The sequence below is a fragment of the Staphylococcus sp. CoH_129_LAB_1 genome, from assembly GCF_058191515.1.
On the sequence record NZ_JBXWKZ010000026.1, the window covers coordinates 1 to 14,933 of the forward strand.

The 14,933-nt window shown below is 34.9% G+C and carries 30 protein-coding genes; 29 read left to right on the forward strand and 1 reads right to left on the reverse strand.

Annotation, left to right across the window (positions count from 1 at the left end; genetic code table 11):
* Positions 1-135 precede the first annotated feature (135 nt).
* Positions 136-528: a hypothetical protein gene (locus AC2FB1_RS08245; protein ID WP_490674763.1), complete on the reverse strand. Its 393-nt coding sequence runs from the start codon at positions 526-528 to the stop codon at positions 136-138.
* 377 nt (positions 529-905) lie between these two features.
* Here AC2FB1_RS08245 and rpsJ point away from each other — a divergent pair, with 377 nt between their 5' ends.
* From rpsJ to rplQ, 29 genes are all read left to right on the forward strand, one after another.
* The gene (gene rpsJ / locus AC2FB1_RS08250; RefSeq protein ID WP_001118667.1) at positions 906-1,214 is read left to right on the forward strand and encodes a 30S ribosomal protein S10; all 309 of its coding nucleotides are present in this window, start codon (positions 906-908) and stop codon (positions 1,212-1,214) included.
* 27 nt (positions 1,215-1,241) lie between these two features.
* The gene (gene rplC, locus AC2FB1_RS08255; RefSeq protein WP_002448523.1) at positions 1,242-1,904 is read left to right on the forward strand and encodes a 50S ribosomal protein L3; all 663 of its coding nucleotides are present in this window, start codon (positions 1,242-1,244) and stop codon (positions 1,902-1,904) included.
* Positions 1,905-1,931: 27 nt separating this feature from the next.
* Positions 1,932-2,555 carry a 50S ribosomal protein L4 gene (gene rplD, locus AC2FB1_RS08260; RefSeq protein WP_490674764.1) on the forward strand — a complete coding sequence of 208 codons (624 nt, stop codon included), beginning with the start codon at positions 1,932-1,934 and terminating at the stop codon, positions 2,553-2,555.
* Entirely contained in the window at positions 2,555-2,830 is a 276-nt protein-coding gene (rplW, locus tag AC2FB1_RS08265) for a 50S ribosomal protein L23 (RefSeq protein WP_002448403.1), read from the forward strand. Before rplD ends, rplW begins: the two co-directional genes overlap by 1 nt.
* A 36-nt stretch (positions 2,831-2,866) precedes the next feature.
* Positions 2,867-3,700: a 50S ribosomal protein L2 gene (gene rplB, locus AC2FB1_RS08270; protein ID WP_490674765.1), complete on the forward strand. Its 834-nt coding sequence runs from the start codon at positions 2,867-2,869 to the stop codon at positions 3,698-3,700.
* 64 nt (positions 3,701-3,764) lie between these two features.
* Positions 3,765-4,043, forward strand: a complete 279-nt coding sequence (gene rpsS, locus AC2FB1_RS08275; RefSeq protein WP_002448348.1) for a 30S ribosomal protein S19 — start codon at positions 3,765-3,767, stop codon at positions 4,041-4,043.
* A gap of 32 nt (positions 4,044-4,075) precedes the next feature.
* Positions 4,076-4,429, forward strand: coding sequence for a 50S ribosomal protein L22 (gene rplV, locus AC2FB1_RS08280; RefSeq protein ID WP_001829734.1), 354 nt, complete (start codon positions 4,076-4,078; stop codon positions 4,427-4,429).
* Between the two features lie 23 nt (positions 4,430-4,452).
* Positions 4,453-5,106 carry a 30S ribosomal protein S3 gene (rpsC, locus tag AC2FB1_RS08285; RefSeq protein WP_490674766.1) on the forward strand — a complete coding sequence of 218 codons (654 nt, stop codon included), beginning with the start codon at positions 4,453-4,455 and terminating at the stop codon, positions 5,104-5,106.
* Positions 5,107-5,108: 2 nt separating this feature from the next.
* On the forward strand, positions 5,109-5,543 hold the full coding sequence (gene rplP / locus AC2FB1_RS08290) for a 50S ribosomal protein L16 (protein ID WP_002448374.1): 435 nt from the start codon (positions 5,109-5,111) through the stop codon (positions 5,541-5,543).
* Positions 5,533-5,742 carry a 50S ribosomal protein L29 gene (gene rpmC, locus AC2FB1_RS08295; protein WP_000644737.1) on the forward strand — a complete coding sequence of 70 codons (210 nt, stop codon included), beginning with the start codon at positions 5,533-5,535 and terminating at the stop codon, positions 5,740-5,742. The genes rplP and rpmC overlap by 11 nt, the downstream gene beginning before the upstream one ends.
* Positions 5,743-5,768: 26 nt before the next feature.
* Entirely contained in the window at positions 5,769-6,032 is a 264-nt protein-coding gene (gene rpsQ / locus AC2FB1_RS08300) for a 30S ribosomal protein S17 (protein WP_011275131.1), read from the forward strand.
* Positions 6,033-6,063: 31 nt separating this feature from the next.
* Positions 6,064-6,432 (forward strand): 50S ribosomal protein L14, encoded by a 369-nt coding sequence (rplN, locus tag AC2FB1_RS08305; RefSeq protein WP_002432661.1) that lies wholly within the window; start codon positions 6,064-6,066, stop codon positions 6,430-6,432.
* A 35-nt stretch (positions 6,433-6,467) separates the two neighbouring features.
* Positions 6,468-6,785, forward strand: a complete 318-nt coding sequence (gene rplX, locus AC2FB1_RS08310; protein WP_002448459.1) for a 50S ribosomal protein L24 — start codon at positions 6,468-6,470, stop codon at positions 6,783-6,785.
* A gap of 25 nt (positions 6,786-6,810) precedes the next feature.
* A complete protein-coding gene (rplE, locus tag AC2FB1_RS08315; protein ID WP_002448593.1) occupies positions 6,811-7,350 on the forward strand; it encodes a 50S ribosomal protein L5 in 540 nt (179 codons plus the stop codon).
* Between the two features lie 22 nt (positions 7,351-7,372).
* Positions 7,373-7,558 (forward strand): type Z 30S ribosomal protein S14, encoded by a 186-nt coding sequence (locus tag AC2FB1_RS08320; RefSeq protein WP_001140799.1) that lies wholly within the window; start codon positions 7,373-7,375, stop codon positions 7,556-7,558.
* 31 nt (positions 7,559-7,589) lie between these two features.
* The gene (gene rpsH, locus AC2FB1_RS08325) at positions 7,590-7,988 is read left to right on the forward strand and encodes a 30S ribosomal protein S8 (protein ID WP_002448514.1); all 399 of its coding nucleotides are present in this window, start codon (positions 7,590-7,592) and stop codon (positions 7,986-7,988) included.
* 24 nt (positions 7,989-8,012) lie between these two features.
* Entirely contained in the window at positions 8,013-8,549 is a 537-nt protein-coding gene (gene rplF / locus AC2FB1_RS08330; RefSeq protein ID WP_490674767.1) for a 50S ribosomal protein L6, read from the forward strand.
* A 31-nt stretch (positions 8,550-8,580) separates the two neighbouring features.
* Positions 8,581-8,943, forward strand: coding sequence for a 50S ribosomal protein L18 (rplR, locus tag AC2FB1_RS08335; protein WP_490674768.1), 363 nt, complete (start codon positions 8,581-8,583; stop codon positions 8,941-8,943).
* A gap of 20 nt (positions 8,944-8,963) precedes the next feature.
* Positions 8,964-9,464, forward strand: a complete 501-nt coding sequence (gene rpsE, locus AC2FB1_RS08340; RefSeq protein WP_002448405.1) for a 30S ribosomal protein S5 — start codon at positions 8,964-8,966, stop codon at positions 9,462-9,464.
* Positions 9,465-9,480: 16 nt separating this feature from the next.
* On the forward strand, positions 9,481-9,660 hold the full coding sequence (gene rpmD / locus AC2FB1_RS08345) for a 50S ribosomal protein L30 (RefSeq protein ID WP_001096576.1): 180 nt from the start codon (positions 9,481-9,483) through the stop codon (positions 9,658-9,660).
* 19 nt (positions 9,661-9,679) lie between these two features.
* Positions 9,680-10,120 carry a 50S ribosomal protein L15 gene (gene rplO / locus AC2FB1_RS08350; RefSeq protein ID WP_490674769.1) on the forward strand — a complete coding sequence of 147 codons (441 nt, stop codon included), beginning with the start codon at positions 9,680-9,682 and terminating at the stop codon, positions 10,118-10,120.
* On the forward strand, positions 10,120-11,412 hold the full coding sequence (gene secY, locus AC2FB1_RS08355; RefSeq protein WP_490674770.1) for a preprotein translocase subunit SecY: 1,293 nt from the start codon (positions 10,120-10,122) through the stop codon (positions 11,410-11,412). Before rplO ends, secY begins: the two co-directional genes overlap by 1 nt.
* An 18-nt stretch (positions 11,413-11,430) precedes the next feature.
* Entirely contained in the window at positions 11,431-12,081 is a 651-nt protein-coding gene (locus tag AC2FB1_RS08360; RefSeq protein WP_002448556.1) for an adenylate kinase, read from the forward strand.
* A gap of 199 nt (positions 12,082-12,280) precedes the next feature.
* The gene (infA, locus tag AC2FB1_RS08365; protein WP_001829792.1) at positions 12,281-12,499 is read left to right on the forward strand and encodes a translation initiation factor IF-1; all 219 of its coding nucleotides are present in this window, start codon (positions 12,281-12,283) and stop codon (positions 12,497-12,499) included.
* 31 nt (positions 12,500-12,530) lie between these two features.
* Entirely contained in the window at positions 12,531-12,644 is a 114-nt protein-coding gene (gene rpmJ / locus AC2FB1_RS08370) for a 50S ribosomal protein L36 (protein WP_001829709.1), read from the forward strand.
* A gap of 22 nt (positions 12,645-12,666) precedes the next feature.
* The gene (gene rpsM, locus AC2FB1_RS08375) at positions 12,667-13,032 is read left to right on the forward strand and encodes a 30S ribosomal protein S13 (RefSeq protein ID WP_002448629.1); all 366 of its coding nucleotides are present in this window, start codon (positions 12,667-12,669) and stop codon (positions 13,030-13,032) included.
* A gap of 23 nt (positions 13,033-13,055) precedes the next feature.
* Positions 13,056-13,445 carry a 30S ribosomal protein S11 gene (gene rpsK / locus AC2FB1_RS08380; RefSeq protein ID WP_001829725.1) on the forward strand — a complete coding sequence of 130 codons (390 nt, stop codon included), beginning with the start codon at positions 13,056-13,058 and terminating at the stop codon, positions 13,443-13,445.
* 82 nt (positions 13,446-13,527) lie between these two features.
* Positions 13,528-14,472, forward strand: coding sequence for a DNA-directed RNA polymerase subunit alpha (locus AC2FB1_RS08385; protein ID WP_002448356.1), 945 nt, complete (start codon positions 13,528-13,530; stop codon positions 14,470-14,472).
* A gap of 21 nt (positions 14,473-14,493) precedes the next feature.
* Positions 14,494-14,865 (forward strand): 50S ribosomal protein L17, encoded by a 372-nt coding sequence (gene rplQ / locus AC2FB1_RS08390; RefSeq protein WP_002448491.1) that lies wholly within the window; start codon positions 14,494-14,496, stop codon positions 14,863-14,865.
* Positions 14,866-14,933 lie beyond the last annotated feature (68 nt).

Consider the following 14,933-nt stretch of genomic DNA (forward strand, 5'->3'; position numbering starts at 1 on the left):
TAGTTTTTAATACGGATTTAAAATCCAAAGGAGCGTACAGTCTACTTCTCTCTACAACTATAAAAAATAGCTGTGAATAAATCTATCGTCATAGATTTCTTCACAGCTAATCTTAGTATGTTTTTTATATTAAAACTATCTATTATTTTTATCATCTTTATATTGAGTATAAATTACTTTTGAATCTTTATTTGGAATGTACGTTGGCGCGTTGAGTACAACAAAGATAAAGAATACCATTAAGAAAAACAGTACCCAATGCGTAAACATACCAATAATAGGTAGAAAAGCAACAAATGAACCAATTAATCCAATAAATGGGATGATTACCATTGGCTTAATTGTATTTTGAGAATCTACTAATAGAATGATTCCTAAAATAAGATAAAGTAAAGCATTTAATAGTAAAGGTTGCCAACCAAAGCTAAGAATAACAGTACCGCCTAAAAAAGGTATCCCATAGAAAAATTCGCTAGCTATTAGGAAAATGCTGATAATTGATAAAGTAAGTTTCACATTTCTTTTCATTTATATTCACCTCCGATGAAGTTCATGAATTCAAAATATATAAGTAATTAAAATGTGTTTTGATAATTTTAAAATTCATTACTATATATCTATTATAAAGGAATATAGAAAAAAGGGAAAAAATTTACCCAAAATGGTTGAACTACATAAAATTTTCCAGTACAATACTTAAGTATGTGTTAGACGTAAATATAAAAAGTTAAAGAAAAACCTTGATTTATCAATGTTTTTCGTGTAACATATTTAATGTTGGACTTGAAGAAAGCGATGAAGCGAAAGGTTACTGACACACCCGGCCACTTTGCCATGGCGTTGTGTGAGATAGTTTTCGTGGAGAAGTCTATCACTTCAATGTAGACGAACAAGGAGGGAAAATTATGGCAAAACAAAAAATCAGAATCAGATTAAAAGCTTATGATCACCGTGTAATTGATCAATCAGCAGAGAAAATTGTTGAAACTGCTAAACGTTCTGGTGCAGATGTATCTGGACCAATTCCGTTACCAACAGAAAAATCAGTTTATACAATTATTCGTGCGGTGCACAAGTATAAAGATTCTCGTGAACAATTCGAACAACGTACACATAAACGTTTAATCGACATTGTTAATCCAACACCAAAAACAGTTGATGCTTTAATGGGCTTAAACTTACCATCTGGTGTAGACATCGAAATTAAATTATAATAGATCAATTTAGGAGGTGGACTTTCGATGACCAAAGGAATCTTAGGAAGAAAAATTGGGATGACACAAGTATTCGGAGAAAACGGTGAATTAATCCCTGTTACAGTAGTAGAAGCAAATCAAAACGTAGTATTACAAAAGAAAACTGAAGAAGTTGATGGTTACAATGCTATCCAAGTAGGTTTTGCAGACAAACAAGCATATAAAAAAGATGCTAAATCAAATAAATATGCAAATAAACCAGCTGAAGGTCACGCTAAAAAAGCTGGCGCAGCACCTAAGCGCTTCATTCGTGAATTCAGAAACGTTAACGTTGATGAATACGAAGTAGGTCAAGAAGTCACAGTAGATACTTTTGAAGCTGGAGATATCATTGATGTTACAGGAACTTCAAAAGGTAAAGGTTTCCAAGGTGCAATTAAACGTCATGGCCAAGGTCGTGGACCAATGGCTCACGGTTCTCATTTCCATAGAGCTCCAGGTTCAGTAGGTATGGCTTCAGATGCTTCAAGAGTATTTAAAGGCCAAAAAATGCCAGGACGTATGGGTGGTAACACAGTTACAGTGCAAAACTTAGAAGTTGTTCAAGTTGATACTGATAACAATGTTATTTTAGTAAAAGGTAATGTGCCTGGACCTAAAAAAGGTTTCGTAGAAATCAAATCTTCAATTAAAAAAGGTAATAAATAATAAGTAGCGAAAGGAGGAAAAAGCATAATGGCTAATTATGATGTATTAAAAGTAGACGGATCAAAAACTGGTTCAGTTGAATTAAGCGATTCAGTTTTCGCAATCGAACCAAACAATAGTGTTCTTTTCGAAGCAATCAATTTACAACGCGCTTCTTTACGCCAAGGTACACACGCAGTGAAAAATCGTTCAGCTGTTCGTGGTGGTGGACGTAAACCATGGAGACAAAAAGGTACAGGACGTGCACGTCAAGGTACAATCCGTGCTCCACAATGGCGTGGTGGTGGTATCGTTTTCGGACCAACTCCAAGAAGCTATTCATACAAAATGCCTAAGAAAATGCGTCGTTTAGCATTACGTTCTGCATTATCTTTCAAAGTTCAAGAAAACAACTTTACAATCGTTGATACTTTTGGTTTTGATGCTCCAAAAACAAAAGAATTCAAAAATGTTTTAACTACACTTGAACAACCTAAAAAAGTGTTAGTAGTAACAGAAAACGAAGATGTAAATGTTGAATTATCTGCACGTAACATCCCTGGTGTACAAGTGAGTACAGCTCAAGGATTAAACGTATTAGATATCACTAGCGCTGACAGTGTAATCATTACTGAATCAGCTGCGAAAAAAGTTGAGGAGGTGCTCGGATAATGGAAGCTAGAGATGTTCTTAAGCGCCCCGTAATCACTGAAAAATCTTCAGAAGCGATGGCTGAAGATAAATATACTTTTGACGTAGATACTCGTGCTAATAAAACTCAAGTTAAAATTGCAGTTGAAGAAATCTTCGACGTTAAAGTTGAAAGTGTAAATATCATCAACTACAAACCAAAGAAAAAACGTATGGGCCGTTATCAAGGCTATACAAATAAAAGAAGAAAAGCGATTGTAAAACTTAAAGAAGGTTCAATCGACTTATTCAACTAAAACAAAATAAAATTACCATTAAGGAGGTAAGCGACAATGGCTCTTAAAAAATATAAGCCAATTACAAATGGTCGTCGTAATATGACTACACTAGACTTCGCTGAAATCACGAAGACTACACCTGAAAAGTCATTATTACAACCGCTACCGAAAAAAGCGGGTCGTAACAATCAAGGTAAATTAACAGTTCGTCACCATGGTGGAGGACATAAACGTCAATATCGTGTGATTGACTTCAAACGTAACAAAGATGGTATCATTGCTAAAGTTGATTCAATCCAATATGATCCAAACCGTTCAGCTAATATTGCTTTATTAGTATATGCTGATGGTGAAAAACGTTACATTATCGCACCAAAAGGATTACAAGTAGGCCAAACAGTTGAAAGTGGTGCTGAAGCAGATATCAAAGTTGGTAATGCTTTACCATTACAAAATATTCCAGTTGGTACTGTAATTCACAATATCGAATTAAAACCTGGTAAAGGTGGACAACTTGCTCGTTCGGCAGGTGCAAGTTCACAAGTACTTGGTAAAGAAGGTAAATATGTATTAATCAGATTACGTTCTGGTGAAGTACGTATGATTTTATCTACTTGCCGTGCTACAATTGGTCAAGTTGGTAACTTACAACATGAACTTGTTAATGCTGGTAAAGCGGGTCGTTCAAGATGGAAAGGTATCCGTCCAACAGTTCGTGGTTCTGTAATGAACCCTAACGATCACCCACACGGTGGTGGTGAAGGTCGTGCTCCTATCGGTAGACCATCTCCAATGTCACCATGGGGTAAACCAACGCTTGGTAAGAAAACACGTCGCGGTAAAAAATCATCTGATAAACTTATCGTTCGTGGACGTAAGAGAAAATAATAACAACTTATTTGAGTGTGCGGCTTAACAGCTGCACGCACACAATAAGAAGGGAGGCGCCCAAATGGCTCGTAGTATTAAAAAAGGACCTTTCGTTGATGATCATTTAATGAAAAAAGTAGAAGCTCAAGACGGAAGTGAAAAGAAACAAGTAATCAAAACATGGTCACGTCGTTCTACAATTTTCCCAAATTTCATCGGTCATACTTTTGCAGTATATGATGGTCGTAAACATGTACCTGTTTATGTAACTGAAGATATGGTAGGTCACAAATTAGGTGAATTTGCTCCAACTCGTACATTTAAAGGACATGCAGCTGACGATAAAAAAACTAGTAGATAATATAATAATTAAAAGTAGAGGAGGACATCCTAATGGAAGCAAAAGCGGTTGCTAGAACAATCAGAATCGCACCTCGTAAAGTAAGATTAGTTCTTGACTTAATTAGAGGTAAAAATGCTGGGGAAGCTATTGCTATTTTAAAATTAACAAATAAAGCTTCATCACCAGTAATTGAGAAAGTATTAATGTCCGCTTTAGCAAATGCTGAACATAACTATGACATGAACACAGATGAATTAGTAGTTAAAGAAGCATATGCAAATGAAGGACCAACTTTAAAACGTTTCCGTCCACGTGCACAAGGTCGTGCAAGTGCAATTAACAAACGTACAAGCCACATTACAATCGTCGTAAGTGACGGTAAAGAAGAAGCTAAAGAAGCTTAATAACTATTTAAGGAGGGAATACTGTGGGTCAAAAAATTAATCCTATCGGACTTCGTGTTGGAGTTATCCGTGATTGGGAAGCTAAATGGTACGCTGAAAAAGATTTCGCTTCTTTATTACACGAAGATTTAAAAATCCGTAAATTCATTGATAACGAATTAAAAGAAGCGTCAGTTTCTCACGTTGACATTGAACGTGCTGCTAACCGTATTAACATCGCAATCCACACTGGTAAACCTGGTATGGTAATTGGTAAAGGCGGTTCAGAAATTGAAAAACTTCGTAACAAATTAAATAACTTAACTGATAAAAAAATACACATCAACGTTGTGGAAATTAAAAAAGTTGATATAGATGCTCGTTTAGTGGCAGAAAATATCGCACGTCAATTAGAAAATCGTGCTTCATTCCGTCGTGTACAAAAACAAGCTATTTCAAGAGCTATGAAACTTGGTGCTAAAGGTATTAAAACTCAAGTATCAGGTCGTTTAGGCGGAGCTGACATTGCTCGTGCTGAACAATATTCAGAAGGAACTGTTCCACTTCATACTTTACGTGCTGACATTGATTATGCACATGCTGAAGCAGACACTACTTATGGTAAATTAGGTGTTAAAGTATGGATTTATCGTGGTGAAGTTCTTCCTACTAAGAATACTAGTGAAGGAGGAAAATAATAATGTTACTACCAAAACGTGTTAAATATCGTCGTCAACATCGTCCTAAAACAACTGGTCGTTCTAAAGGCGGTAACTTTGTAACATTTGGTGAGTATGGTTTACAAGCTACAACAACTTCTTGGATCACATCTCGTCAAATCGAATCTGCTCGTATCGCTATGACACGTTACATGAAACGTGGCGGGAAAGTTTGGATTAAAATCTTCCCACATACACCTTATACTAAAAAACCTTTAGAAGTACGTATGGGTGCCGGTAAAGGTGCTGTTGAAGGCTGGATCGCAGTTGTAAAACCAGGTCGTATCTTATTTGAAATCGCTGGTGTATCTGAAGATGTAGCGCGTGAAGCATTACGTTTAGCAAGTCACAAACTTCCAGTAAAAACTAAGTTTGTAAAACGTGAAGAATTGGGTGGTGAAACAAATGAAAGCTAAGGAAATTAGAGACTTAACCACTTCAGAAATCGAAGAACAAATCAAATCTTCAAAAGAAGAGCTTTTTAACCTACGCTTTCAGTTAGCTACAGGTCAATTAGAAGAAACTGCACGTATTCGTACAGTTAGAAAAACAATTGCACGTCTAAAAACTGTTGCTCGTGAAAGAGAAATTGAACAAAGTAAAGCTAATCAATAAAATAAATGAAAGAGGAGGTTACAAAAGTGAGTGAAAGAAACGATCGTAAAGTTTATGTAGGTAAAGTTGTTTCTGATAAAATGGACAAAACAATTACTGTACTTGTTGAAACTTACAAAACACACAAATTATACGGTAAACGAGTAAAATACTCTAAAAAATATAAAACTCATGATGAAAACAATTCAGCTAAATTAGGAGATATTGTTAAAATTCAAGAAACTCGTCCTTTATCAGCATCAAAACGTTTCCGTTTAGTAGAAATTGTTGAAGAATCAGTAATTATTTAATACAAGATTAGAGATAAGGGAGGTTTAACTAATGATCCAACAAGAAACGCGTTTAAAAGTAGCAGATAACTCTGGTGCTCGTGAAGTACTTACAATTAAAGTATTAGGTGGATCTGGTCGCAAAACAGCGAACATTGGCGATATCATCGTATGTACTGTCAAAAATGCAACACCAGGTGGCGTTGTTAAAAAAGGCGACGTTGTGAAAGCTGTTGTTGTTAGAACTAAATCAGGCGTACGTCGTAACGATGGTTCTTATATCAAATTTGATGAAAATGCATGTGTCATTATACGTGATGACAAAGGCCCACGTGGTACTCGTATCTTTGGTCCTGTTGCTCGTGAATTACGTGAAGGTAACTTCATGAAAATCGTATCATTAGCACCAGAAGTACTATAATTTATTTAAACCATAATATTTAAGGAGGTGCCCATATGCATATCAAAAAAGGTGACAACGTTAAAGTTATCGCAGGTAAAGATAAAGGTAAAGAAGGTAAAGTAATCGCTACTGAACCTAAAAAAGACCGCGTCGTTGTGGAAGGTGTTAACGTTATTAAAAAACACCAAAAACCAACTCAATTAAATCCTGAAGGTGGAATCTTAGAAACAGAGGCAGCAATCCATGTTTCTAACGTGCAATTATTAGACCCTAAAACAAATGAACCTACTCGTGTTGGTTACAAGTTTGTAGATGGTAAAAAAGTTCGTATCGCTAAAAAATCAGGCGAAGAAATCAAATCTAATAATTAATAACTAGTTGAAAGGAGGATCCACTTTGAACCGTTTAAAAGAAAGATACAATACTGAAGTTACTCAAAACTTAGTTAAAAAATTCAACTATAGTTCAGTAATGGAAGTACCAAAAATCGAAAAAATCGTTGTAAATATGGGTGTTGGTGATGCAGTTCAAAACTCTAAAGTATTAGATAATGCTGTGGAAGAATTAGAATTAATCACTGGACAAAAACCATTAATCACTAAAGCTAAAAAATCAGTTGCAACATTCCGTTTACGTGAAGGTATGCCAATTGGTGCAAAAGTAACACTTCGCGGTGAAAGAATGTATGAATTCTTAGATAAATTAATCGCAGTTTCATTACCTCGTGTACGTGACTTCCAAGGCGTTTCAAAAACTGCTTTCGATGGTCGTGGTAACTACACTTTAGGAATTAAAGAACAATTAATTTTCCCAGAAATCGATTATGATAAAGTAAGTAAAGTAAGAGGAATGGATATTGTTATCGTAACAACTGCTAACACTGACGAGGAAGCTCGTGAATTGTTAACAAACTTCGGTATGCCATTTCGTAAATAATCTCTAAAAGGAGGCTAATTAAGTGGCTAAAACTTCTATGGTTGCTAAGCAACAGAAAAAACAAAAATATGCAGTACGTGAATATACTCGTTGTGAACGCTGTGGTCGTCCACATTCTGTATATCGTAAATTTAAATTATGCCGTATTTGTTTCCGTGAATTAGCTTATAAAGGCCAAATTCCTGGCGTACGTAAAGCTAGCTGGTAAGATAAAAGAGTTTGAAAGGAGGCAACAATAAATGACAATGACAGATCCAATCGCAGATATGCTTACTCGTGTAAGAAACGCAAATATGGTGCGTCACGAGAAATTAGAATTACCTGCATCAAATATCAAAAAACAAATTGCTGAAATCTTAAAAAATGAAGGTTTCATTAAAAACGTAGAATACGTTGAAGACGATAAACAAGGCGTTATTCGTTTATTCTTAAAATATGGTCAAAACAATGAACGTGTTATCACAGGATTAAAACGTATCTCTAAACCAGGTTTACGTGTATATGCTAAAGCAAATGAAGTACCTAAAGTATTAAATGGCTTAGGTATTGCATTAGTTTCAACTTCTGAAGGTGTTATCACTGATAAAGAAGCTAGAAAACGTAATGTTGGTGGAGAAATCATCGCATACGTTTGGTAATAATAAATAAGGAGGTGCCATAACATGAGTCGTGTTGGTAAGAAAATTATTGACATCCCTAGCGACGTTACAGTAACTTTTAATGGACAAACAGCTACTGTAAAAGGTCCTAAAGGTGAATTAACTAGAACTTTTAATGAAAGAATGACTTTTAAACAAGATGAAAACACTTTAGAAGTTGTAAGACCTACTGATTCTAAAGAGGATAGAACAGTTCATGGTACAACTCGTGCTTTATTAAATAATATGGTACAAGGTGTTTCTCAAGGTTTTGTAAAAACTCTTGAACTTGTTGGTGTAGGTTACCGTGCTCAAATGCAAGGTAAAGACTTAGTATTAAACGTTGGTTACTCTCATCCTGTTGAAATTAAAGCTGAAGATGGCATTACTTTCGCAGTAGAGAAAAATACAACTGTTACAGTATCTGGTGTATCTAAAGAACAGGTTGGAGCTATCGCTTCTAATATTCGTTCAGTAAGACCTCCAGAACCTTATAAAGGAAAAGGTATCCGTTACCAAGGTGAATATGTTCGCCGTAAAGAAGGTAAAACTGGTAAATAATAGATAACTCTCTAAAGAAAGGAGTAATACAATGATCAGTAAAATTGATAAAAATAAAGTGCGTTTGAAAAGACATGCTCGTGTGCGTACTAAATTATCAGGTACAGCTGAAAAACCACGTTTAAATGTATATCGTTCAAACAAACACATTTATGCACAAATTATTGATGATACTAAAGGTGAAACTTTAGTTCAAGCTTCATCTAAAGATAAAGATATCGCTAGTGATTCTACTTCTAAAGTTGATTTATCAACTAAAGTTGGTGAAGCAATCGCTAAAAAAGCTTCAGATAAAGGTATCAAAGAAATCGTATTTGATCGTGGCGGTTACTTATATCATGGTCGTGTTCAAGCATTAGCTGAAGCTGCGAGAGAAAACGGATTAGAATTTTAATTTAAAGGAGGGACAAATACATGGCTCGTAGAGAAGAAGAAACGAAAGAATTTGAAGAACGCGTTGTTACAATCAATCGTGTTGCTAAAGTTGTTAAAGGTGGACGTCGTTTCCGTTTCACTGCATTAGTAGTAGTAGGAGATAAAAATGGTCGTGTAGGTTTCGGTACTGGTAAAGCTCAAGAGGTACCAGAAGCTATTAAAAAAGCTGTAGAAGCAGCTAAAAAAGATTTAGTAGTAGTTCCACGTGTTGAAGGAACAACTCCTCACACTATCACTGGTCGTTATGGTTCTGGTAGCGTATTTATGAAACCAGCTGCACCTGGTACAGGGGTTATCGCTGGTGGTCCAGTACGTGCCGTATTAGAATTAGCAGGTATCACTGATATCTTAAGTAAATCATTAGGTTCAAATACACCTATTAACATGGTACGTGCGACATTAAATGGTTTACAAAACCTTAAAAATGCTGAAGATGTTGCGAAATTACGTGGCAAATCAGTAGAAGAATTATATAATTAAGGAGGGAAAATAAATAATGGCTAAATTACAAATTACCCTCACTCGTAGTGTTATTGGTCGTCCTGAAACACAACGTAAAACTGTTGAAGCGTTAGGTCTTAAAAAGACTAATAGTTCAGTAGTTGTTGAAGATAACCCTGCAATTCGTGGGCAAATCAACAAAGTTAAACACTTATTAACAGTTGAAGAAAAATAATTAAGGAGGTGCCTAAATAATGAAATTACATGAGTTAAAATCAGCTGAAGGTTCACGTCGTGTACGTAACCGTGTAGGTCGTGGTGCTGGTTCAGGTAATGGTAAAACTAGTGGTCGCGGTCAAAAAGGTCAAAAAGCACGTTCAGGTGGTAGCGTAAGACCAGGATTTGAAGGTGGACAATTACCTTTATTCCGTCGTTTACCAAAACGAGGTTTTACTAACATTAATCGTAAAGAATATGCTATTGTTAACTTAGACCAACTTAATCAATTTGAAGATGGTACTGAAGTAACTCCAGCTTTATTAGTTGAAACTGGTGTTGTTAAGAATGAAAAATCTGGTATTAAAGTACTAGGTAATGGTTCACTTGATAAAAAATTGACAGTGAAAGCTCACAAATTCTCAGCTTCAGCAGTTGAAGCTATCGATGCTAAAGGTGGAGCACACGAGGTGATCTAATGTTTCAAACGTTTATGAGCTTCTTTAAAACTAAAGAAGTTCGAAACAAGATTTTCTTCACTTTAGCAATGTTAGTAATATTCAAAATAGGAACTTATATTCCGGCTCCTGGAGTTAATCCTGAGCCTTTTGAACATCAAGGTTCTGATCAAGGTGTCGCTGCTCTTCTTAATACGTTTGGTGGCGGAGCCTTAAAGAACTTTTCTATCTTTGCTATGGGTATAATGCCGTACATTACTGCTTCTATCGTTATGCAATTATTACAAATGGACATTGTTCCTAAATTTACTGAATGGGCTAAACAAGGTGAAGTAGGTAAAAGAAAGCTTAGCAATGTAACACGTTATTTCGCTATTATATTGGCTTTTATACAGTCAATTGGTATGGCATTTCAATTTAATAACTATTTAGGTGGTAAATTGATTATTCATCAATCCGTCATGAGTTATTTATTGATTGCCGTGGTTTTAACAACTGGAACTGCATTTTTAATTTGGCTTGGTGATCAAATCACACAATTTGGCGTAGGTAATGGTATTTCAATTATTATCTTCGCAGGTATTTTATCAACGTTGCCATCATCAATTATCCAATTTGTGCAACAAGCATTTGTTGGAAATGACGATACAACATTAGCATGGTTAAAGGTAATCGGTTTAATTGTTGGATTAATTTTATTAACAATTGGAGCGATTTATGTATTGGAAGCAAAACGTAAAATTCCAATTCAATATGCTAAAAAACAATCTGCACAGCGTTTAGGATCACAAGCAACATATCTACCTTTAAAAGTTAACTCTGCAGGGGTTATTCCAGTAATTTTTGCGATGGCATTCTTCTTATTGCCAAGAACATTAACATTGTTCTTCCCTAAAGCTGATTGGGCGCAAAATATTGCAGACTATGCTAACCCTTCAAACACTTATGGTATGATTGTTTATGTCATATTAATTATTGCATTTGCATATTTCTATGCTTTTGTTCAAGTTAATCCTGAAAAAATGGCTGACAACTTGAAAAAACAAGGTAGTTATGTACCAGGAATTAGACCTGGTGAACAAACAAAAAAATATATTACTAAAGTACTTTATCGCTTAACTTTTGTAGGCTCTATTTTCTTAGCTGTTATTGCTATTCTTCCAATTATAGCGACTAAATTTATGAACTTACCACAATCAATACAAATTGGTGGTACAAGTTTATTAATCGTTATTGGTGTAGCAATTGAAACTATGAAATCACTTGAAGCTCAAGTGAGTCAAAAAGAATATAAAGGCTTTGGTGGTAGATAATTTGTAGGAGGGCAATTTATGAATATCATTTTAATGGGTTTACCTGGAGCTGGTAAAGGTACTCAAGCGAGTGAAATTGTTAAGAAATTCCCAATACCACATATATCTACTGGTGACATGTTCAGAAAAGCGATTAAAGATGAAACTGATTTAGGAAAAGAAGCTAAATCTTATATGGATCGTGGAGAATTAGTCCCTGATGAAGTTACTGTAGGTATCGTTAAAGAAAGAATTTCTGAAGACGATGCAAAAAAAGGTTTCTTATTAGACGGTTTCCCTAGAACAATTGAACAAGCTGAAGCATTAAACAATATTATGTCTGAGCTTGACAGAAATATTGATGCTGTTATCAATATTGAAGTTCCTGAGGAAGAACTAATGAATCGTCTTACAGGTCGTCGTATCTGTGAGAAATGTGGTACAACTTATCATCTTGTATTTAATCCTCCAAAGGTTGATGGTGTTTGTGATATCGATGGTGGAAAGCTTTATCAACGTAAAGATGATAATCCAGAAACAGTATCTAATCGTTTAAGCGTTAATGTTAAACAATCTAAACCAATTTTAGAGTATTACGATGAAAAAGGCGTATTGAAAAACATTGATGGTGCGAAAGATATTGACGAAGTAACCAAAGATGTCATTGATATCTTAGATCAATTGAAATAGTTCAACTCATGTGCGATCTAGATTTATGTGAACTTTGATTAGGTTTCTCTGGCTAGAATTTATTTTTTGAGTGTCGTATGACGATAATAATTCCCGCATTTTGTTAAACTTATAATAACTATTCACTATATTAGATTCGTATCGTTGAAGTTGTCTATTGACGATTACCTTACTATTGTAAAAAGGGGGAAGTTAATCAATGGCGAAACAAGATGTAATAGAATTAGAAGGTACAGTACTTGATACTTTACCAAATGCTATGTTTAAAGTAGAATTAGAAAATGGTCATGAAATTTTAGCACATGTAAGTGGTAAAATTAGAATGAATTATATTCGAATTCTACCTGGCGACAAAGTAACAGTAGAAATGTCTCCGTATGATTTATCACGCGGTAGAATTACGTATCGTTATAAATAATCGTCACTCCATAATATAGGGAGGTATAAAAATGAAAGTAAGACCATCAGTAAAACCTATTTGCGAAAAATGTAAAGTCATTAAACGTAAAGGTAAAGTTATGGTAATTTGTGACAATCCTAAGCACAAACAAAGACAAGGTTAATAAAAGAGAGGTGTAAAAATATATGGCACGTATTGCAGGAGTAGATATTCCACGTGAAAAACGCGTAGTTATTTCATTAACTTACGTATATGGTATCGGTACTTCAACAGCTAAAAAAATTGTTGAAGAAGCTAACGTATCAGCTGATACACGTGTAAAAGATTTAACAGATGACGAATTAGGTCGTATCCGTGAAGTAGTTGACGGTTATAAAGTAGAAGGTGACTTACGCCGTGAACAAAACTTAAACATTAAACGTTTAATGGAAATTTCATCATATCGTGGTATTCGCCACCGTCGTGGTTTACCAGTTCGTGGTCAAAAAACTAAAAACAATGCTCGTACTCGTAAAGGCCCAGTTAAAACTGTAGCTAATAAGAAAAAATAATAGGTAAAGGAGGCAAAATATAAATGGCACGTAAACAAGTATCTCGTAAACGTAGAGTTAAAAAGAATATTGAAAATGGTGTAGCACATATCCGTTCAACATTCAATAATACAATCGTAACTATCACTGATGAATTTGGTAATGCGTTATCTTGGTCATCAGCTGGTGCATTAGGTTTTAAAGGATCAAAAAAATCAACACCATTCGCTGCTCAAATGGCATCTGAAACTGCTTCAAAAACAGCAATGGAACATGGTTTAAAAACTGTTGAAGTAACAGTAAAAGGACCTGGTCCAGGTCGTGAATCAGCTATTCGTGCACTACAATCAGCTGGTTTAGAAGTAACAGCAATCAGAGACGTTACTCCAGTACCTCACAACGGTTGTCGTCCACCAAAACGTCGTCGCGTATAATTTTTATTGATTGTTATTGTTACAAATCACTGAGCGAAACAATTTTAAAATTAATTCGACGTTATTAAGGAGGATTTTGTAAATGATAGAAATTGAAAAACCTAGAATTGAGACAATTGAAATTAGTGAAGATGCTAAATTCGGTAAGTTCGTTGTTGAACCACTTGAACGTGGCTACGGTACTACACTAGGAAACTCCTTACGTCGTATCCTACTATCTTCATTACCAGGTGCAGCCGTTAAGTACATCGAAATTGAAGGTGTTTTACACGAATTCTCAGCTATAGATAATGTTGTTGAAGATGTTTCTACAATTATTATGAACATCAAAAAATTAGCATTAAAAATCTATTCTGAAGAAGATAAAACATTAGAAATTGATGTAAGAGATGAAGGCGAAGTAACAGCAAGTGATATTACTCACGATAGTGATGTTGAAGTTCTAAACCCAGAACTTAAAATTGCAACAGTGTCTAAAGGTGGACATTTAAAAATTCGTCTTGTTGCTAATAAGGGTAGAGGTTACGCATTAGCAGAACAAAATAATACTAGTGATTTACCAATTGGTGTAATTCCTGTAGACTCACTTTATTCACCTGTTGAACGTGTAAACTATACAGTTGAAAATACACGTGTAGGTCAAAGTAGTGATTTTGATAAATTAACTTTAGATGTTTGGACTAATGGTTCTATTACTCCACAAGAGTCTGTTTCATTAGCTGCTAAAATTATGACTGAACATTTAAATATTTTCGTTGGTCTTACAGATGAAGCTCAAAATGCTGAAATCATGATTGAAAAAGAAGAAGATCAAAAAGAAAAAGTACTTGAAATGTCTATTGAAGAATTAGACTTATCAGTACGTTCATACAACTGTTTAAAACGTGCAGGCATCAATTCAGTACAAGAATTAGCTGATAAATCTGAAGCTGATATGATGAAAGTACGTAATTTAGGTCGTAAATCTCTCGAAGAAGTTAAATACAAATTAGAAGATTTAGGATTAGGTTTAAGAAAAGAAGATTAATAAGTTAAAGGAGGTTAACTCATGGGTTACAGAAAATTAGGTCGTACTTCTGATCAACGTAAAGCTATGTTACGTGACTTAGCTACATCACTTATCGTAAGTGAGCGTATTGAAACTACAGAAGCTCGTGCAAAAGAAGTTCGTAGTGTTGTTGAGAAATTAATCACTTTAGGTAAAAAAGGTGACTTAGCATCTCGTCGTAATGCCGCTAAAACATTACGTAACGTTGAAATCTTAAATGAAGATGAAACTACACAAACTGCACTTCAAAAATTATTTGGTGAAATTGCTGAACGTTATGCAGAACGTCAAGGTGGATACACTCGTATTCTTAAAGTAGGTCCTCGTCGCGGTGACGGTGCTGAATCAGTAATCATCGAATTAGTAGATTAATTTTATATATAAATACACTAACTACTTGTATTTAAAGCAAATGAGTGCAACGATAATGTTTGCCACAT